The organism is Streptomyces sp. NPDC047022 (assembly GCF_040644155.1).
Classification (GTDB): Bacteria; Actinomycetota; Actinomycetes; order Streptomycetales; family Streptomycetaceae; genus Streptomyces.
Map to the genome: position 1 here is coordinate 40,217 of NZ_JBEYVV010000035.1, position 16,886 is coordinate 57,102.

The window sequence follows — 16,886 nt, forward strand, 5'->3', positions numbered from 1 at the left end:
TCATCCGTCAGTCACCCGCCTCGTCGAACGCCCGCCCCCAGAAGGCCGAGCAGAACCGGGCGAGCGGCCCCCGCGCCGCTCCTCCGGGCGGAACGGAACCGTCAGGCGGCGCCGTCTCCGAGGGCACCTCGCCGACCAGCGGCAGGCCCATCAGGTGCGCCACCTCCCGGTCGTCGAGTCCATGGACGAACGGCCCCCGTACCGCGACCCGGAGATCTCCGAGGACCATGCCGACGGCCGACGCGACTCTCCGCGCGGCGGCTACGGCGCGCAGTTCGGCGGGCACCACCAGGACACCGACGTCCACCTGCGCCAGGACCTCGACCACGCCCTCGTCCACGCGGCGCGGTAGGTCGACGACGACCGCGCCACCGCGCCGCCGGCCCGCGGCGAGGACCGCACGGACCGCCTGGGGCGGGATGGCCACGGTGTCTCCGCGGTCCCAGCTGAGCACCCGCAGCGCGTGCAGCTCGGGCAGGGACTCCTCCAGCGCGCCGCCGCCGACCCGGCCCCGGGAGGCGGCGAACGCCGGCCAGCGCAGCCCTTTCGTGGTCTCCCCGCCGAGCAGTACGTCGAGTCCGCCGCCCAGCGGATCCGCGTCCACGAGGAGGGTGCGCCTGCCCTCCCGCGCGGAGGTGACGGCCAGGGCACAGGCGAGCGTGGACGCGCCGGCCCCGCCCCGGCCGCCGATCACGCCCACGGTGAGCGCGGGCCGTCCGACCCCTTCGGCGACGTCGGCGATGCGGTCGATGAGCCACTGTTCGCCGTCCGGCAGCAGCAGGACATGGTCGGCGCCGATCTCCACCGCACGCCGCCAGACGCCGGGGTCGTCCTGATCTCGCCCGACCAGCACCACTCCGCGTCTGCGCGCGGCCGACCGCACGCGCCGCGCCGCGTCGTCGCCGACGAGGACGAGCGGCGCCGCCTCCCAGCCGCCCCGGTGCCCGGGCACCCCGGGATGGACCTCCGGCCTGGCGCCCGCCGCCGCACACAGGCGCAGCAGGTCGTCGAGGAGTTCGGCGTCCTCTGTGACGATCAGCGGTCCGGTCCGCCGCCCCTCGGCGACGGCCGGCCCGTCGTATGTGATGGCTCCCGCCACGATCTCCAGCCCCCTTCGCTGCTTCTTCCACGCGGCCCGCCGGGCCCGTTGCGGCCCCGCTGTTCCCGCTCGTGTGAAGAACCGGCAACCGGTCTCCATATGAACGGCCGATACGAACCGGCCATACGCGTCCGACAAACGGAACGTGACGCGAACTCGCCGTCGGCGGGCCGCGCTGGAATCACGGTGCAGCGAACCGGGAAATCATGTGGATCTTGGTCGATAACTGTGGACATCGCGGCGCTTGTGAATATCGCCATCGCCCAAACGAGCGAGCCCCGGAAGGCTTCCACAGAGCAGCGCTTCAACTACACAGCGTGGCGATCGTGGGCATGACGAAGAGGCGTTCTCGACGCGGCTGCGCGCCTCGAGAACGCCTGAAAGTTGAGGAAAAACCCACCCGGACATGCGACGACCCCCGCCGGGGGGGAGAGCGGGGGTCGTCCCCACGGCCGACTCGGGGGGGGAGGAGTCGGACCGGGTTAGCACGGTCGCGAACGATCCGTGACTTCCATGGTGTACCCGAGAGCCCTCTCAGGCAAACCCACGCGCCACACCTTACGCCGAATGGTGGGCGCCTATGCTCAGCCTCGTGGAAAACCACTCCTTGCCTCGCACAGCGGCCTTCTTTGACCTGGACAAGACGGTCATTGCGAAGTCGAGCACGCTCACCTTCAGCAAGTCCTTCTACCAAGGAGGACTGATCAACCGCAGGACCGCGTTGCGTACCGCGTATGTCCAGTTCGTGTTCCTGGCGGGCGGCGCGGATCACGACCAGATGGAGCGGATGCGCAAACAGCTGTCCGCGATGTGCCGCGGCTGGAACGTCGAGCAGGTCAAGGAGCTCGTCGCCGAGACGCTTCACGACCTGATCGACCCGATCATCTACGACGAGGCCGCGTCGCTCATCGAGGAGCATCACACCGCCGGGCGCGACGTGGTGATCGTGTCCACGTCGGGCGCCGAGGTGGTCGAGCCGATCGGTGAACTCCTCGGCGCGGACCGCGTGGTCGCCACGCGGATGGTCGTGGGCGACGACGGCTGCTTCACGGGCGAAGTGGAGTACTACGCGTACGGGCCGACGAAGGCCGAGGCGATCAGGGAGCTCGCCGACTCGGAGGGGTACGACCTCGCGCGCTGCTACGCCTACAGCGACTCGGCGACCGATCTGCCCATGCTGGAGGCCGTCGGCCATCCGCACGCCGTGAATCCGGACCGCACACTGCGCCGCGAGGCGCTTTCGCGCGGCTGGCCGATTCTGGACTTCCACCGTCCGGTCCGACTGAAGCAGCGGCTCCCGGTGCCGCCCCGGCCTGCTCTTCTCGCGATGGCCGCCATAGGTGCCGCCGCCGCGACGGCGGGGCTCGTCTGGTACGCGAGCAGGCGTCGCGTGTCGGCCGTGTGACTCCCGCCTAGGGCGAGGGAGACCGGGCGGGGAAGGCGCACTCGCGTCCGATTCACGCGCCTTTGAACATAAAAGTAAAGAACCGCATCCGGGGGTTCCGCTCAGCCCGGGCCTGGAGTAGAACGGAATCAAGGCCCGCGAGACCAAAGGAATCATCCGGAAGGATCACCTTTAATACACGCAATTGGCCCCACGGACCGTGCATGAACATCGGGCACCCACGCGACGTCGACCCGTCGATTACGGGCCAGCCGCACCAGGTGACGGGCAAGAGTTCCCGGCCTGATGGGCAACATCTCGAGGACGCTTGGTAACCCGGCGAGCATGCCAGCGGCGGTACGACTACTCGTACCGCCGCAACCATGCGCAGGCCCTCGCCCCGAGGGCCTTCCTCCGCGGACTACGCCGCCCCGCGCTGCAGCGCCTCGCAGACCGCGGTCGACTCCCGGGCCCCCAGTTCGACGGCTTTCCCGCAGTGGGCGATCCACGCCGCCATGCCCTCCGGGGTGCCCGACACGTAACCCTCGAGTGCGGCCAGATAGGCCGCACGGCCCAGTTCGGCGTGCCCGACCTCCGCGGGGCAGACCGCCTTCGGATCGAGACCGCTGGCCACGAGAACGATGCGCTCGGCCGCACGCGCGACGAGGCCGTTGTGCGAGCCGAAGGGACGCAGGGCGAGCAGTTCGCCGTGCACGACGGCCGCGGTCACCAAGGCGGGAGCCGAACCCCCCGCGACGATCAGCTGGGAGAGCCCTTCCAGGCGGCCGGATACGTCGGCGGCATTCGGGAGCGGCAGTTCGACGAGCGGCTCGTCGACCGGCTCACCCTCCTGCCGCGGGCGCCCCACCGAGGGGCTGGAGTCCGCGGCGGCCACCAGATGGAGCCGGGCCAGAACCCTCAGCGGCGACTGCCGCCAGATGGAGAGCAGCTGCCCCGCCTCGGCACTCAGCCGCAGAGCCGCCCCGACCGCGCGGGCCTCGTCGTCACCGCTGAAGTCCGTACGCCGGCGCACCTCCTCCAGGGCCCAGTCGGCGCCGGACAGGGCCGCCGAACCGCGTGAGGCACGCAGCGCCGCCTCGGAGGTGATCTCGTTGCTGCGGCGGCGCATGATCCGGTGCCCGTAGACCCGGTCCACGGCCTTGCGCACGGACTCCACTGACTCGGCCACGCCGGGCAGCGTGCCCAGGACGGCGAGCGGATCGGCGGTCGCACCTGTCGTACTCATGAGTACGACACTACGCACCCGCGCGCCTCCTCCTTCGAAGGAGTGGTCTTCTTCACGCAGCTCTGCCACTCGCAGCGACGATAAGACTACTCTTGGTGAACATGAAAATTGCTTTCGTCGGGAAGGGCGGCAGCGGCAAGACGACCCTGTCCTCCTTGTTCATCCGCCACCTCGCCGCCACCGGTGCGCCCGTCGTCGCCATCGACGCCGATATCAACCAGCACCTCGGAGCCGCGTTGGGGCTCGAGGAAGCCGAGGCCGAGGCGCTGCCGGCCATGGGCGAGCGGCTGCCGCTGATCAAGGACTATCTGCGCGGCAGCAACCCGCGGATCGCCTCCGCCGAGACGATGATCAAGACCACTCCGCCGGGTGAGGGCTCACGGCTGCTGCGGGTACGGGAGCACAACCCGGTCTACGACGCCTGCGCGCGCACCGTGGAACTCGACGGCGGCACCGTCCGTTTGATGGTCACCGGCCCCTTCACGGACGCGGACCTGGGGGTCGCCTGCTACCACTCCAAGACGGGAGCGGTGGAGCTGTGCCTGAATCATCTGGTCGACGGCCGCGACGAGTACGTGGTGGTCGACATGACCGCGGGTTCGGACTCGTTCGCCTCCGGCATGTTCACCCGCTTCGACATCACGTTCCTCGTCGCCGAGCCGACCCGGAAGGGGGTCTCCGTGTACCGGCAGTACAAGGAGTACGCCCGCGACTTCGGGGTCATGCTGAAGGTGGTCGGCAACAAGGTGCAGGGGCAGGACGACCTCGACTACCTCCGCACCGAGGTCGGCGACGATCTGCTCGTGACGGTCGGGCACTCGGATTGGGTCCGCTCCATGGAGAAGGGCCGTCCGCCGCGGTTCGAAGTCCTGGAGAACGCCAACCGTCACTCCCTGCGCGCCCTTCAGTCCGCCGCCGACGCCACGTACGAACTGCGCGACTGGGAGCGCTACACACGACAGATGGTGCACTTCCACGTGAAGAACGCCACCAGTTGGGGCAATGCGCGCACAGGAGCCGATCTGGCGGCGCAGGTCGACCCGGGATTCGTCCTTGGCGAGGGCATGGCCGCCGCCGTGTGACTTCCTCCGCGCCGATCCGCAAGAAATCCCTATCGTCTGACCGGCGGCGCTCCCGGAGGGCGCTTCGGGACCGGGACCGGGCCGCCGAGGAAGGATCTCCAGCCCTGAGCCGGGGCCTGGCCGACCTTGAGGGTGCGCAGCCTGTCCAGGACGTCGGGGTTCTGTGTGTCCAGCCAGTCGGCGAGCTGGTGGAAGGAGACGCAGCGCACCTCGGGCAGGGTGCAGACCCGCTCGATCACCTCCTGGACGGCACGCATATAAGTGCCGCCGTTCCAGGACTCGAAGTGGTTGCCGATCACCAGCGGTGCCCGGTTTCCGTCGTACGCCCGCTGGAAGCCCTGGAGCAGTCCGTCGCGCAGCTGGTCGCCCCACTCCGCGAACTTGTCGGGGTCACCCTGGGTCTGGGTGCCGGACTGGCCGGTCATGAAGGCGTAGTCCATGGACACCTGCTCCTCGTCGTGTCCGGGAAAGGGCACGAGCTGCATCGACAGGTCCCACAGGCCGTCCGTCTTGCTCGGCCAGATCTGCTCGTCGACACCTGAGCTGTCATAGCGGAAGCCCAGATCCTGGGCCGCCCGGAGAAAGGTCTGCCGCCCCTGGAGGCAGGGCGTGCGCCCGCCGATGAGCTCCTTGTCGTAGTCGAAGGGCAGTGAGGGTTCCTCTTTGAGGCCGGAGTTGGTCTTCCAGGACTTCACGAAGGACTTCGCCTGGGCGATCTCCCCCTTCCACTCGGCGGCCGACCATTGGCCGACACCGCCTTCGCCGGCGCCGTCCCCGTCGGCGCCGCTCTCGCCGGTGCAGAAGTGGCCGTTGAAGTGGGTCCCGATCTCGTTGCCCTCCAGCCACGCGAGGCGCAGTTGCTCGGCCGTGCTCCTGATGCCCGACTCGTCGTTGAAGCCGATGTCCGAACTGCCCGGCGAGTGCCGCGGCGGCCTGTACAGCTCGCGCTTGGTCTCGGGCAGCAGGTACAGGCCGCTGAGGAAATAGGTCATCGTCGCGTTGTTGGCCTTGGCGACCTTACGGAAGTGGGAGAAGAGTCTGTGACCGTCCTCGTCGGCACCGTCCCAGGAGAAGACCACGAACTGAGGGGGCCGTCGACCGGGCTTCAGCCGGTCGGGTCTGGGCAGATGGGGCTGGGCGCCGGTGTAGGAGGTGGAACCGTCGCCGATCAGACTGACCGCCCTCCCCGGAGCGGGAGCGCCTGACGGCTTCCTCATGCCGGGCTCGGAGCGGGTCGCACCGATCCAGCAACCGGCCAGTGCGGTGGCGCAGGCCGCGGCCAGTGCCACGCGGCCTGCGCCGCTGTAGGTGGCGGCCATCTCGGCCCACCTTCTTCCTTCGGTCGGGGCCAGGCTGAACAGGTGCTCTGCGGGACCGCGTGGCAAAGCCCGCGGCCCCGCCGCGGTCCGGCCAAGGTGGCACGGGACACCGACAGAATTTGTATGACAAGCCCATGAACACACTCATTCACCTCACTGAGTGATTTATTGCCCTATTTGCTCACGCGCCAGATACAGTTCCTTTACCCGGCATTACGATCCATTTACTGACTGTTGACATTTCGGCGCCGCACGCCGTGCCCCACGGCCGCGCCCGCCCCTGGCTCGGGCCGGGGACCACCAAATTCGCGACCGCCGCACCGGAGGAGACGGGAACCATGCCCGCCTGCGTCCCCACCCGCGCCGCCGATTCGACTCGGCCCGAGCGCGTCCACCAGCCCCACAGCCCCCCGCCGGCTCCGCCCCGCCGCTTCCGCGTCGCGGGTGCCGACCTGTCGGCTTCCATCGCGGTCTTCCTGATCGCCCTGCCCCTGTCCCTGGCCATCGCGCTGGCCACGGGCGCCCCGCTCCAGTCCGGACTCGTCGCCGCGGCGGTCGGCGGCATCGTGGCGGGCCGGTTCGGCGGCAGCCCGCTCCAGGTCAGTGGGCCGGCCGCGGGGCTCACCGTCGTGACCGCCGACCTCATCCACCGCTACGGATGGCGTACGACCTGTGCCATCACCGTCCTCGCGGGTCTCGCCCAACTGGGCCTCGGCTGCCTGCGCGTGGCGCGCTCGGCGCTGGCGGTCAGCCCCGCGATCGTGCACGGCATGCTCGCCGGAATCGGTGTCACCATCGCCGTCGCCCAGCTGCACATCGTGCTCGGCGGCACCCCGCAGAGCGAGGTGCTCGACAATCTCCGCGCGCTGCCTGCCCAGTTGGCGCATCTGAGACCGGCCGCCGTGTCGGTGAGCATGCTGACCCTGTGCCTGCTGCTCGTCTGGCCACGGATTCCCGGAAGGCTCGGCCACGCCATGCGCCGGGTCCCCGCCGCGCTGGTCGCCGTCGCCGGAGCCACCGGGTCGGCCGCGCTTGCCGGGCTCTCGCTGCCCAAGGTGAACCTGCCGTCCTGGCGCGGTCACGCGCTGGCCGGACTGCCCCAGGGTCCCGCGCTCGGCATCGCCGCCGCCGTCCTCACCACCACGCTGGTGTGCAGCGTGCAGTCGCTGCTCGGGGCCATCGCCGTGGACAAGCTGGCGGCCGGGCGCCATCCGCACCTCGGCCGTTCCGACCTGGATCGTGAGCTGCTCGGGCAGGGCGCCGCGAACATCGTCTCGGGAGCGCTCGGCGGGCTGCCGCTCGCCGGCGTCGCCGTCCGCAGTTCGGCGAATGTGCAATCCGGCGCGGTCAGCCGGAACTCCACGATGTTGCACGGCGTTTGGGTAGTAGTGGCCGCGCTGCTGATGGTCCCGGTGCTCGACCTGATCCCCCTCGCCTCGCTCGCCGCCCTGGTGATGGCCGTCGGCATCCAGATGGTGTCCCTGCACCACATCCGCACGGTCACCCGCCACCGAGAGGTGGCGGTGTACGCGGTCACCACACTCGGCGTCGTCTTCCTGGGCGTCCTCCACGGGGTCGCACTCGGCGTCGCCGCGGCTGTCGCCGTCGCCATGCACCGTCTCGCCCGCACCCGCATCACGCACGAGGAGAACAAGGGAGTCCATCATGTACGCGTAAGAGGCCAGTTGACCTTCCTGGCGGTGCCACGGCTCAGCCGGACCCTGCACCTGGTGCCCTCGGGAGCGGAGGCCGTGGTCGAACTCGACGGGTCGTTCATGGACCACGCCGCGTACGAGGCCCTCCAGGACTGGCAGCGCACCCATCTCGCACGAAGCGGCAGCGTGGCCCTCACCGGCAGGTCCGGTACGAGGATCACGATGCCCTCGCCGGAGTCCGCAGCGACACTGGTGGGGGACGATATGCCCACGGAGGCGCCCTTGTGCCGGTGCCGGCCCTGGACACCGTGGCGCAACCACCAGTGCGAGCGCCCGCCCGCAGGACCACCCGGCGCACACCCGGAGGGCCCCACCGACAGGCCGGAACACCGTGGGCGACTCGCACGGGGCATCAGCGCGTTCCAGCGGAACACCGCCCCACTGGTACGCGGCGAACTGGCGCGCCTGGCGCGGGAGGGGCAGCGACCGTCGCAGCTCTTCCTGACCTGTGCCGACTCCCGGCTCGTCACATCGATGATCACCTCCAGTGGTCCCGGCGACCTGTTCGTCGTCCGCAATGTCGGCAACCTCGTACCGCTGCCCGGCGCCGAGAGCGGGGACGACTCGGTGGCGGCGGCCATCCAGTACGCGGTGGACGTGCTGAAGGTGCGGTCCATCACGGTGTGCGGGCATTCCGGGTGCGGTGCGATGCAGGCCCTGCTCGGTTCCGGTACCGGCCCCGCACGGACCCCGCTGGAGCGGTGGCTGAGACACGGGATGCCCGGTCTTGAGCGGATGGCCGACGACGGGCGGGCCCGGCCCCGTATCGCCATGCGCGAACCGGCCGATGCGGTCGAGCAGTTGTGCCTGACGAATGTGGTCCAGCAGCTGGAGCATCTGCGGGCGCACGAGTCGGTGGCCCGGGCGCTCGCGGAAGGCGCGCTCGAACTGCACGGGATGTACTTCCACGTAGGGGAGGCACAGGCGTATCTGCTCGACACGTCCGAGGGGGATCCCGTCTTCGGGCAGGTGGGGGTGACCGGGGATCTGCCCAGCCCGGCATGACATCGTGATGGCGCCCGGCCCGAAGGGGCGGGCCGCGCGCCGCCCGTGGTGACCTCAGGAGACCCCGGCCGGCGCCGTCCGGCCGGAAACAGCCACAAAAGGTCTAAACCAATATACGGTCGACCCTTGTCATCAAGCCCCCCGGTCTGATGAGCTGTGGCACGGGACACAACGGACACCCCGGGAAAGGGAGATGTCGTGAGCAACGAAAGCCTGGCCAACCTGCTCAAGGAAGAGCGCAGGTTCGCGCCGCCGGCCGACCTGGCCGCGGGCGCCAACGTCACGGCGGAGGCGTACGAACAGGCCAAGGCTGACAGGCTCGGCTTCTGGGCGGAGCAGGCCCGGCGGCTGACCTGGGCCGTGGAGCCCACCGAGACCCTCGACTGGTCGAACCCGCCTTTCGCCAAGTGGTTCAAGGACGGCAAGCTCAACGTCGCCTACAACTGCGTCGACCGGCATGTCGAGGCGGGCCACGGCGACCGGGTCGCCATCCACTTCGAGGGCGAGGGCGGCGACAGCCGCGCCATCACCTACGCAGAGCTCAAGGACGAGGTCTCCAAGGCCGCCAACGCCCTGCTCGAGCTGGGGGTCCAGAAGGGCGACCGGGTCGCCGTCTACATGCCGATGATCCCCGAGACCGCCGTCGCGATGCTGGCCTGCGCCCGCATCGGCGCCGCGCACTCGGTCGTCTTCGGCGGCTTCTCGGCCGACGCCCTCGCCACCCGTATCCAGGACGCCGACGCCAAGGTCGTCATCACCGCCGACGGCGGCTACCGGCGCGGCAAGCCGTCGGCGCTCAAGCCGGCCGTCGACGACGCGATCGAGCGGGTGGACAACGTCGCGCACGTGCTCGTCGTACGCCGTACGGGCCAGGACGTCGCCTGGAAGCAGGGCCGTGACGTGTGGTGGCACGAGATCGTGGAGCGCCAGTCGGCCGAGCACGCGCCGGAGGCCTTCGACGCGGAGCACCCGCTGTTCATCCTGTACACGTCCGGGACGACCGGGAAGCCGAAGGGCATCCTGCACACCTCCGGCGGCTACCTCACGCAGGCGTCGTACACCCACCACGCCGTCTTCGACCTCAAGCCCGCAACCGACGTCTACTGGTGCACGGCGGACGTCGGCTGGGTCACCGGCCACTCCTACATCGTCTACGGACCGCTGGCCAACGGCGCGACCCAGGTCATGTACGAGGGCACGCCCGACACCCCGCACCAGGGCCGCTTCTGGGAGATCGTGCAGAAGTACGGGGTCACGATCCTCTACACCGCGCCGACGGCCATCCGCACGTTCATGAAGTGGGGCGACGACATCCCCGCCAAGTTCGACCTGAGCAGCCTGCGCGTTCTCGGGTCGGTCGGCGAGCCGATCAACCCCGAGGCGTGGATCTGGTACCGCAAGCACATCGGCGCCGAGCGCACACCGGTCGTGGACACCTGGTGGCAGACCGAGACCGGCGCGATGATGATCTCGCCGCTTCCGGGCGCCACGGAGACCAAGCCGGGCTCGGCCCAGCGTCCGCTGCCGGGCATCTGCGCGACCGTCGTCGACGACGAGGGCCACGAGGTGCCCAACGGTGGCGGCGGCTACCTCGTGCTCACCGAGCCGTGGCCGTCGATGCTGCGCACCATCTGGGGTGACGACCAGCGGTTCCTGGACACCTACTGGTCGCGGTTCGAGGGCAAGTACTTCGCCGGTGACGGTGCGAAGAAGGACGAGGACGGCGACATCTGGCTGCTCGGGCGCGTCGACGACGTGATGCTCGTGTCCGGGCACAACATCTCCACCACGGAGGTCGAGTCGGCGCTGGTGTCGCACCCGGCGGTCGCCGAGGCGGCGGTCGTGGGCGCAGCGGACGAGACCACGGGGCAGGCCATCGTGGCCTTCGTGATCCTTCGGGGCACGGCGTCGGAGGACGATAGCCTGGTCGGCGAACTGCGCGACCACGTCGGCGCGACCCTCGGCCCGATCGCCAAGCCCAAGCGGATCCTTCCCGTGGCGGAGTTGCCGAAGACGCGCTCCGGAAAGATCATGCGGCGCCTGCTGCGCGATGTCGCCGAGAACCGCCAGCTCGGGGACGTCACCACGCTGACGGACTCCACGGTGATGGACCTAATCCAGGCGAAGCTGCCCGCAGCGGCAAGCGAGGACTGAGCAGTCCTCCAGCCCTCCTAGCACGGGGTGCCCGGCTCCAGGCCGGGCACCCCGCTTTCATGACCAGCGACTTCATGCCCAGCGACAGAAAACCCTCGATCGCAATGATCAGGTAAAATGGTCAGCTCAAGGTGTGCCGGGAAGTCTGGTCGGCAAGCCGTTCGCGGGGTCCCACGAGATCTCGTGACGGCCGTCAGCCTGTCGTACCCGACCCGGAGGTCTCCGCCGTGGCCGCGCACCGCCCCCGCACCCGCACTCGCACTCGCACCCGCACGTTCCTCGGACGCCTCTCCCTGCCCGAGCGGACCATCGTCGCGAACGCGCTGCGCACCGAGACCGTCGGCGGTGTGCTGCTCCTGCTCGCCGCGGTCGCGGCGCTGCTGTGGGCGAACATCCCCGCGCTGTCCGACAGCTACCGCACCGCCGGCCAGTACCACCTCGGACCGGCCGCCCTCGGCCTCGACCTCTCCGTCCAGCACTGGGCCGCCGACGGCCTCCTTGCGGTCTTCTTCTTCGTCGCCGGAATCGAACTCAAGCGCGAACTGGTTGCGGGCGAGCTGCGGGACCCCCGCAACGCCGTACTCCCCGTCATCGCCGCGCTCTGCGGCATGGCAGTACCCGCCACCGTCTACGCCCTCACCAACGCCGCAGGCAAGGGCTCCTTCGCCGGCTGGGCGGTTCCCACGGCCACCGACATCGCCTTCGCCCTCGCGGTCCTCGCGGTCATCGGCGCCTCCCTGCCCTCCGCCCTGCGCGCCTTCCTGCTTACGCTGGCCGTCGTCGACGATCTGTTCGCGATCCTGATCATCGCCGTCTTCTTCACCGCCGATCTGAACTTCGCGGCCCTCGGCGGCGCCTTCGCCGGTCTCGCCGTGTTCTGGGTGCTGCTGCGCAAGGGCGTTCGCGGCTGGTACGTGTACGTTCCGCTCGCGCTGGTCATCTGGGGGCTGATGTACAACAGCGGGGTCCACGCCACCATCGCGGGCGTGGCCATGGGCCTGATGCTGCGCTGCCACCGCCGCGGAGGCGAGGAGCACTCCCCCGGCGAGCACATCCAGCATGTCGTGCGGCCACTGTCGGCAGGGCTGGCGGTACCGCTGTTCGCCCTGTTCAGCGCGGGCGTCGCGATCTCGGGCGGAGCGCTCGGGGACGTGTTCACCAAGCCGGAGACGCTCGGCGTCGTGCTCGGCCTGGTCATCGGCAAGGCGACCGGCATCTTCGGGGGCACGTGGCTGACGGTCCGCTTCACCCGGGCCTCGCTGAGCGAGGGCCTCGCCTGGGCGGACGTGTTCGCCGTCGCGACGCTGGCCGGAATCGGCTTCACCGTTTCCCTGCTCATCGGCGAACTCGCCTTCAAGGGCGACGCCGTACTCACCGACGAGGTCAAGGCCGCCGTGCTCGCCGGGTCTCTGATCGCGGCAGCGTGCGCCACCGCGCTGCTGAAGGTACGCAACGCCAGATACCGTGCCCTGTGCGCGGACGAGGAGCGCGACGAGGATCTGGACGGTGTCCCGGACGTCTACGTGCAGGACAGCCCGGCGTACCGCCTGGGCATGGCTGAGATGCTGGAACGCAGGGCTGCCGAGCACCGCCGGCTCGCCGCACCGAAGGCCGCGAGAGGCGGGGTCCGGGGCGGGGCCGGGTCCGGTGCGGTTGCCGAAGTGCCGGGCGGGGCAAGCGAGGAGAACGACCGTCCGGCATGATCTGACACATCCGCAAAACTCCGCAACGTCCGCGGAGCACGCAGGCACAGGCACTTACGCAGAGACATGTACGCAGAAAGCAGGGAGACCGCGATGAGCGCACCCGACGGCAGCCCGGTCGGCGCCGAACGCAGCATCGGCCAGCTGTTCGCCTCGGCGACGACCGACTTGTCCGCGCTGGTGCACGACGAGATCGCGCTGGCGAAGGCCCAGCTCAAGCAGGACGTCAAGCGCGGGGCGACGAGCGGCGGTGCGTTCACGGCCGCGGGTGCCGTCCTGCTGTTCTCCCTGCCCATGCTGAACTTCGCGCTCGCGTACGGAATCCGGACGTGGACCGGATGGAACATGGCCATCTGCTTCGTGCTGTCCTTCGCGGCCAATGTGCTGGCCGCCGGTCTGCTCGCGCTGACCGGTGTGGCCTTCGCCAAGAAGGCCAAGAAGAGCAAGGGTCCACAGAAGGTCGCGGCCTCGATGAAGGAGACCGCGGGCGTGCTCCAGCACGCCAAACCGCACCCGCGCCCCGCCGCCCCGGCCGACACGGCGGTCGAGGCTGTGGCACGCTCGACCTCATGACAGACCCCGCCACTCCCTCGGCTCAACCCGCCTCGGTCGTACGGATCGACGGACCCTGGACGCACCGGGACGTCGCGGCCAACGGCGCGCGCTTCCACATCGCGGAACTGGGTGACGGGCCCCTGGTGCTGCTGCTGCACGGCTTCCCGCAGTTCTGGTGGACGTGGCGGCACCAGCTGGTGGCCCTCGCCGACGCGGGCTTCAGGGCCGTGGCGATGGATCTGCGCGGGGTCGGCGGCAGCGACCGCACCCCTCGCGGTTACGACCCGGCCAATCTGGCGCTCGACATCACCGGAGTCGTACGGTCCCTCGGCGAACCCGACGCCGCGCTCGTCGGTCACGACCTGGGCGGGTATCTCGCCTGGACGGCGGCGGCGATGCGCCCCAAGCTGGTCCGCCGGCTCGTGGTCACCTCGATGCCGCACCCCAGGCGCTGGCGTTCGGCGATGCTCGGCGATGTGCGGCAGACCGCCGCGGGCTCCTACATCTGGGGCTTCCAGCGGCCGTGGCTGCCCGAGCGGAAGCTCACCGCCGACGACGCCGCCCTGGTCGGACGGCTCATCCGGGACTGGTCCGGGCCGCGGCTGCCGGATGACGAGGCCGTGGAGACGTACCGTCGCGCCATGTGCATCCCGTCCACGGCGCACTGCTCGATCGAGCCGTACCGCTGGATGGTGCGCTCTCTGGCCCGGCCCGACGGCATCCAGTTCAACCGCCGTATGAAGCGGCCCGTCCGCGTGCCCACGCTGCATCTGCACGGCTCTCTGGATCCCGTGATGCGGACGCGGAGCGCGGCCGGATCGGGCGAGTACGTCGAGGCGCCGTACCGCTGGCGGCTGTTCGACGGGCTCGGGCACTTCCCGCACGAGGAGGACCCCATGGCGTTCTCCTCCGAGCTCATCAACTGGCTCAAGGACCCCGAACCCGACCGCTGAGCGCCGAGAGTCGGCCGCTGAGCGCAATCCGCTCTCGGCCGCCGCGAGCGGTCGCCAAAGGCCATCGTCAGACGCCAGCCGTCAGCCGTCAGCCGTCAGCCGTCAGCCGTCAGCCGTCAGCCGTCAGCCGTCAGCCGCAAGGGTCGACTCCGTACAGTGACCTCACGGACGCGCTCGGCATCCGGACGGGAACGCTTGTTCCTCGAACAGCCACATGCCTGCCGCATAAGCCAATTGGGCGGTACGGGGGCGGTTATCGACCTTCGGGCGGGGGCAGACGTCGGGGTATGGGCTGGACGCACGACTACAGTGACGCAGCACGCAACCGCCGCTCGGCCGGCGTGCCGAGCTCCCACCGCAGGGGCGCCCCGCATCTGGCGGGGACGGACCCTCAGATGGGGATTCCGCATATCCTGCGCCGCCGGGCCCGCTGGGTCTCGGTACGTCTGCGTCACCAGCGCGGCTGACCCGCTGCCCACTTCACGGTCCCGGAGCGCGGGTGCCCCCGCCCTACAGGACCGTCACCGGGCTCACAGAGCGCACTTGTCGCTGTCCACCTGCTGGTTCGCCGTACGCCCCTTGTCGATGTCCTCCCGGACCTCGTCCGCGGTCAGGGCGTACCCCGTGTCGGCGTCGTCCAGGGACTTGGCGAAGACCACCCCGTAGACCCTGCCCTGGGGCGTGAGGAGCGGGCCGCCGGAGTTCCCCTGGCGTACGTTCGCGTACAGCGAGTACACATCGCGGCGAACCGTGCCCCGGTGGTAGATGTCCGGGCCGTTGGCCGTGATCTGGCCACGGACGCGCGCGGGCTGCACGTTGTAGGAGCCGTTCTGCGGGAAGCCCGCGACGATCGCGCTGGAGCCGCTGGCCGCGTCCGTGGACGTGAACCTGAGCGTCGGCGCGTCGAGGTCCGGTACGTCCAGTACGGCGATGTCGCGCCGCCAGTCGTAAAGGACGACCTTGGCGTCGTACTTCCTGCCCTCCCCGCCTATCTGAACGGTGGGCTCGTCGACACCGCCGACCACATGCGCGTTGGTCATCACACGGCGGTCACCGAAGACGAAACCAGTGCCTTCGAGGACCTTGCCGCAGCTCTGCGCGGTGCCCACCACCTTGACGATGGACCGCTGCGCACGGGTGGCGACCTGGCTCCCCGCCAGGGCCGGGTCGGGGGGCCGGACCTCGGTGATGGGCTCGTTCGCGAAGGGGCTGAAGACCTGCGGGAAGCCGTTCTGCGCGAGGACGGTGGAGAAGTCGGCGAACCAGGTGTCCGCCTGCGCGGGCAGGGCACGGGAGACGCCCAGGAGGACCTTGGAGCCCCGGACCTCCTTGCCGAGCGTGGGCAGCGTCGTGCCGGCGAGCGCCGAGCCGATCAGCCAGGCGACCAGCAGCATCGCCACCACGTTGACGAGGGCGCCGCCGGTCGCGTCCAGGGCGCGGGCCGGAGACCACGTGATGTGGCGGCGCAGCTTGTTCCCGAGGTGGGTGGTCAGTGCCTGCCCCACGGAGGCGCTGACGATCACCACGACGACGGCGACGACCGCGACGGTCGTGCTCACCTTGTGGTCGCCCGTCGCCCTGTCCCAGAGGAAGGGCAGCAGATAGACCGCGACGAGGCCCCCGCCCAGGAAGCCGATCACCGACAGGATGCCCACGACGAAGCCCTGGCGGTAGCCGACGATCGCGAACCAGACGGCGGCGACCAGCAACAGGATGTCCAGCACGTTCACTGCTCAGAGCCTCGCCTATTCACGTTCCGGTCGTCCTCGTCCGGCCGGGGGTCCGGCCCGTCGCGCAGCGGCAATGGGGTATGGCTTCCCCCGGGAAAACACAGCACGGGGGCAACCCTGTCATGCGCGCCAGTCGAGCGGGACCTGCTTGTCCCGGTCCCAGGGGCGCTCCCAGCCCGCGTAGTGCACCAGGCGGTCGATGACCCCGGCCGTGAAACCCCACACAAGGGCCGATTCGACCAGGAATGCCGGACCTCGGTGCCCGCTCGGGTGGACGGTGATGGCCCGGTTCGCCGGGTCCGTGAGATCCGCCACGGGGACCGTGAAGACCCGCGCCGTCTCGTTCGGATCGACGACGCCCACCGGGCTTTTCTCACGCCACCAGCCCAGGACGGGGGTCACGACGAAGCCGCTGACCGGGATGTAGAGCCTCGGGAGCACGCCGAAGAGCTGGACGCCGCCCGGGTCGAGTCCGGTCTCCTCCTCCGCCTCGCGCAGAGCGGCCCGCAGCGGGCCCTCGGTCCGGGGATCGCCGTCCTCCGGGTCCAGGGCGCCGCCGGGGAACGAGGGCTGGCCGGCATGCGAACGCAGCGAGCCGGCGCGCTCCATCAGCAGCAGTTCGGGCCCGCGCTCGCCCTCGCCGAACAGGATCAGAACGGCTGACTGCCTGCCCCCGCCGTCCTCTGGCGGCAGAAAGCGGCTGAGCTGGAGCGGCTCGACGGTCTCCACGGCCCGCACGACCGGGTCCAGCCAGCCCGGGAGGCCCTCCGTGCTCAGCCCCAGCCGCCCGCCGCCCGTGCCGCTCATGCGGTCCGTATCGCTCGCGTGTGTCATCGACACCCCCGTTCTGTCGACCCCAACGCCCACGGGGTCCCCGATCGTTCCGCACGTCCGTCGTGCGGTTGTGCCGCGCCGTGGACAGCGGCAAGGCGTGCCCCGCC

The 16,886-nt window shown here is 70.2% G+C and carries 13 protein-coding genes; 8 read left to right on the forward strand and 5 right to left on the reverse strand.

Annotated features, from left to right (window positions below):
* Positions 1–7: 7 nt before the first annotated feature.
* Entirely contained in the window at positions 8–1,099 is a 1,092-nt protein-coding gene (gene ssd, locus ABZ845_RS27045) for a septum site-determining protein Ssd (RefSeq protein WP_360984324.1), read from the reverse strand.
* A 580-nt stretch (positions 1,100–1,679) separates the two neighbouring features.
* Here ssd and ABZ845_RS27050 point away from each other — a divergent pair.
* On the forward strand, positions 1,680–2,504 hold the full coding sequence (locus tag ABZ845_RS27050) for an HAD family hydrolase (RefSeq protein WP_360984327.1): 825 nt from the start codon (positions 1,680–1,682) through the stop codon (positions 2,502–2,504).
* A gap of 400 nt (positions 2,505–2,904) precedes the next feature.
* Here the strand turns inward: ABZ845_RS27050 and ABZ845_RS27055 are convergent, their stop codons facing one another.
* A complete protein-coding gene (locus ABZ845_RS27055; protein WP_360984330.1) occupies positions 2,905–3,729 on the reverse strand; it encodes an oxidoreductase in 825 nt (274 codons plus the stop codon).
* A gap of 101 nt (positions 3,730–3,830) precedes the next feature.
* Here ABZ845_RS27055 and ABZ845_RS27060 point away from each other — a divergent pair, with 101 nt between their 5' ends.
* Positions 3,831–4,811, forward strand: a complete 981-nt coding sequence (locus ABZ845_RS27060; RefSeq protein ID WP_360984333.1) for an ATP-binding protein — start codon at positions 3,831–3,833, stop codon at positions 4,809–4,811.
* A gap of 29 nt (positions 4,812–4,840) precedes the next feature.
* Here the strand turns inward: ABZ845_RS27060 and ABZ845_RS27065 are convergent, their stop codons facing one another.
* Positions 4,841–6,130 carry a hypothetical protein gene (locus tag ABZ845_RS27065; RefSeq protein WP_360984337.1) on the reverse strand — a complete coding sequence of 430 codons (1,290 nt, stop codon included), beginning with the start codon at positions 6,128–6,130 and terminating at the stop codon, positions 4,841–4,843.
* Positions 6,131–6,468: 338 nt separating this feature from the next.
* On the opposite strand from ABZ845_RS27065, the gene ABZ845_RS27070 reads away from it, so the two are divergent.
* From ABZ845_RS27070 to ABZ845_RS27095, 6 genes are all read left to right on the forward strand, one after another.
* On the forward strand, positions 6,469–8,850 hold the full coding sequence (locus ABZ845_RS27070; RefSeq protein WP_360984340.1) for a SulP family inorganic anion transporter: 2,382 nt from the start codon (positions 6,469–6,471) through the stop codon (positions 8,848–8,850).
* A 156-nt stretch (positions 8,851–9,006) separates the two neighbouring features.
* On the forward strand, positions 9,007–11,004 hold the full coding sequence (gene acs, locus ABZ845_RS27075) for an acetate--CoA ligase (RefSeq protein ID WP_360984343.1): 1,998 nt from the start codon (positions 9,007–9,009) through the stop codon (positions 11,002–11,004).
* A 227-nt stretch (positions 11,005–11,231) separates the two neighbouring features.
* Complete coding sequence (nhaA, locus tag ABZ845_RS27080) at positions 11,232–12,707, forward strand: Na+/H+ antiporter NhaA (RefSeq protein ID WP_360984346.1); 1,476 nt, start codon at positions 11,232–11,234, stop codon at positions 12,705–12,707.
* A gap of 93 nt (positions 12,708–12,800) precedes the next feature.
* Positions 12,801–13,280: a phage holin family protein gene (locus tag ABZ845_RS27085; protein WP_360984349.1), complete on the forward strand. Its 480-nt coding sequence runs from the start codon at positions 12,801–12,803 to the stop codon at positions 13,278–13,280.
* Entirely contained in the window at positions 13,277–14,215 is a 939-nt protein-coding gene (locus ABZ845_RS27090) for an alpha/beta hydrolase (RefSeq protein WP_360984352.1), read from the forward strand. Before ABZ845_RS27085 ends, ABZ845_RS27090 begins: the two co-directional genes overlap by 4 nt.
* Positions 14,216–14,502: 287 nt before the next feature.
* Positions 14,503–14,682, forward strand: a complete 180-nt coding sequence (locus ABZ845_RS27095) for a hypothetical protein (RefSeq protein ID WP_360984355.1) — start codon at positions 14,503–14,505, stop codon at positions 14,680–14,682.
* Positions 14,683–14,745: 63 nt separating this feature from the next.
* Here ABZ845_RS27095 and ABZ845_RS27100 read toward each other — a convergent pair whose 3' ends face one another.
* Together ABZ845_RS27100 and ABZ845_RS27105 are read right to left on the reverse strand one after the other, a co-directional pair.
* Positions 14,746–15,945 carry a MarP family serine protease gene (locus ABZ845_RS27100; protein ID WP_360984358.1) on the reverse strand — a complete coding sequence of 400 codons (1,200 nt, stop codon included), beginning with the start codon at positions 15,943–15,945 and terminating at the stop codon, positions 14,746–14,748.
* 120 nt (positions 15,946–16,065) lie between these two features.
* Positions 16,066–16,752 carry a CoA pyrophosphatase gene (locus ABZ845_RS27105; RefSeq protein WP_360984361.1) on the reverse strand — a complete coding sequence of 229 codons (687 nt, stop codon included), beginning with the start codon at positions 16,750–16,752 and terminating at the stop codon, positions 16,066–16,068.
* Positions 16,753–16,886: the final 134 nt, after the last annotated feature.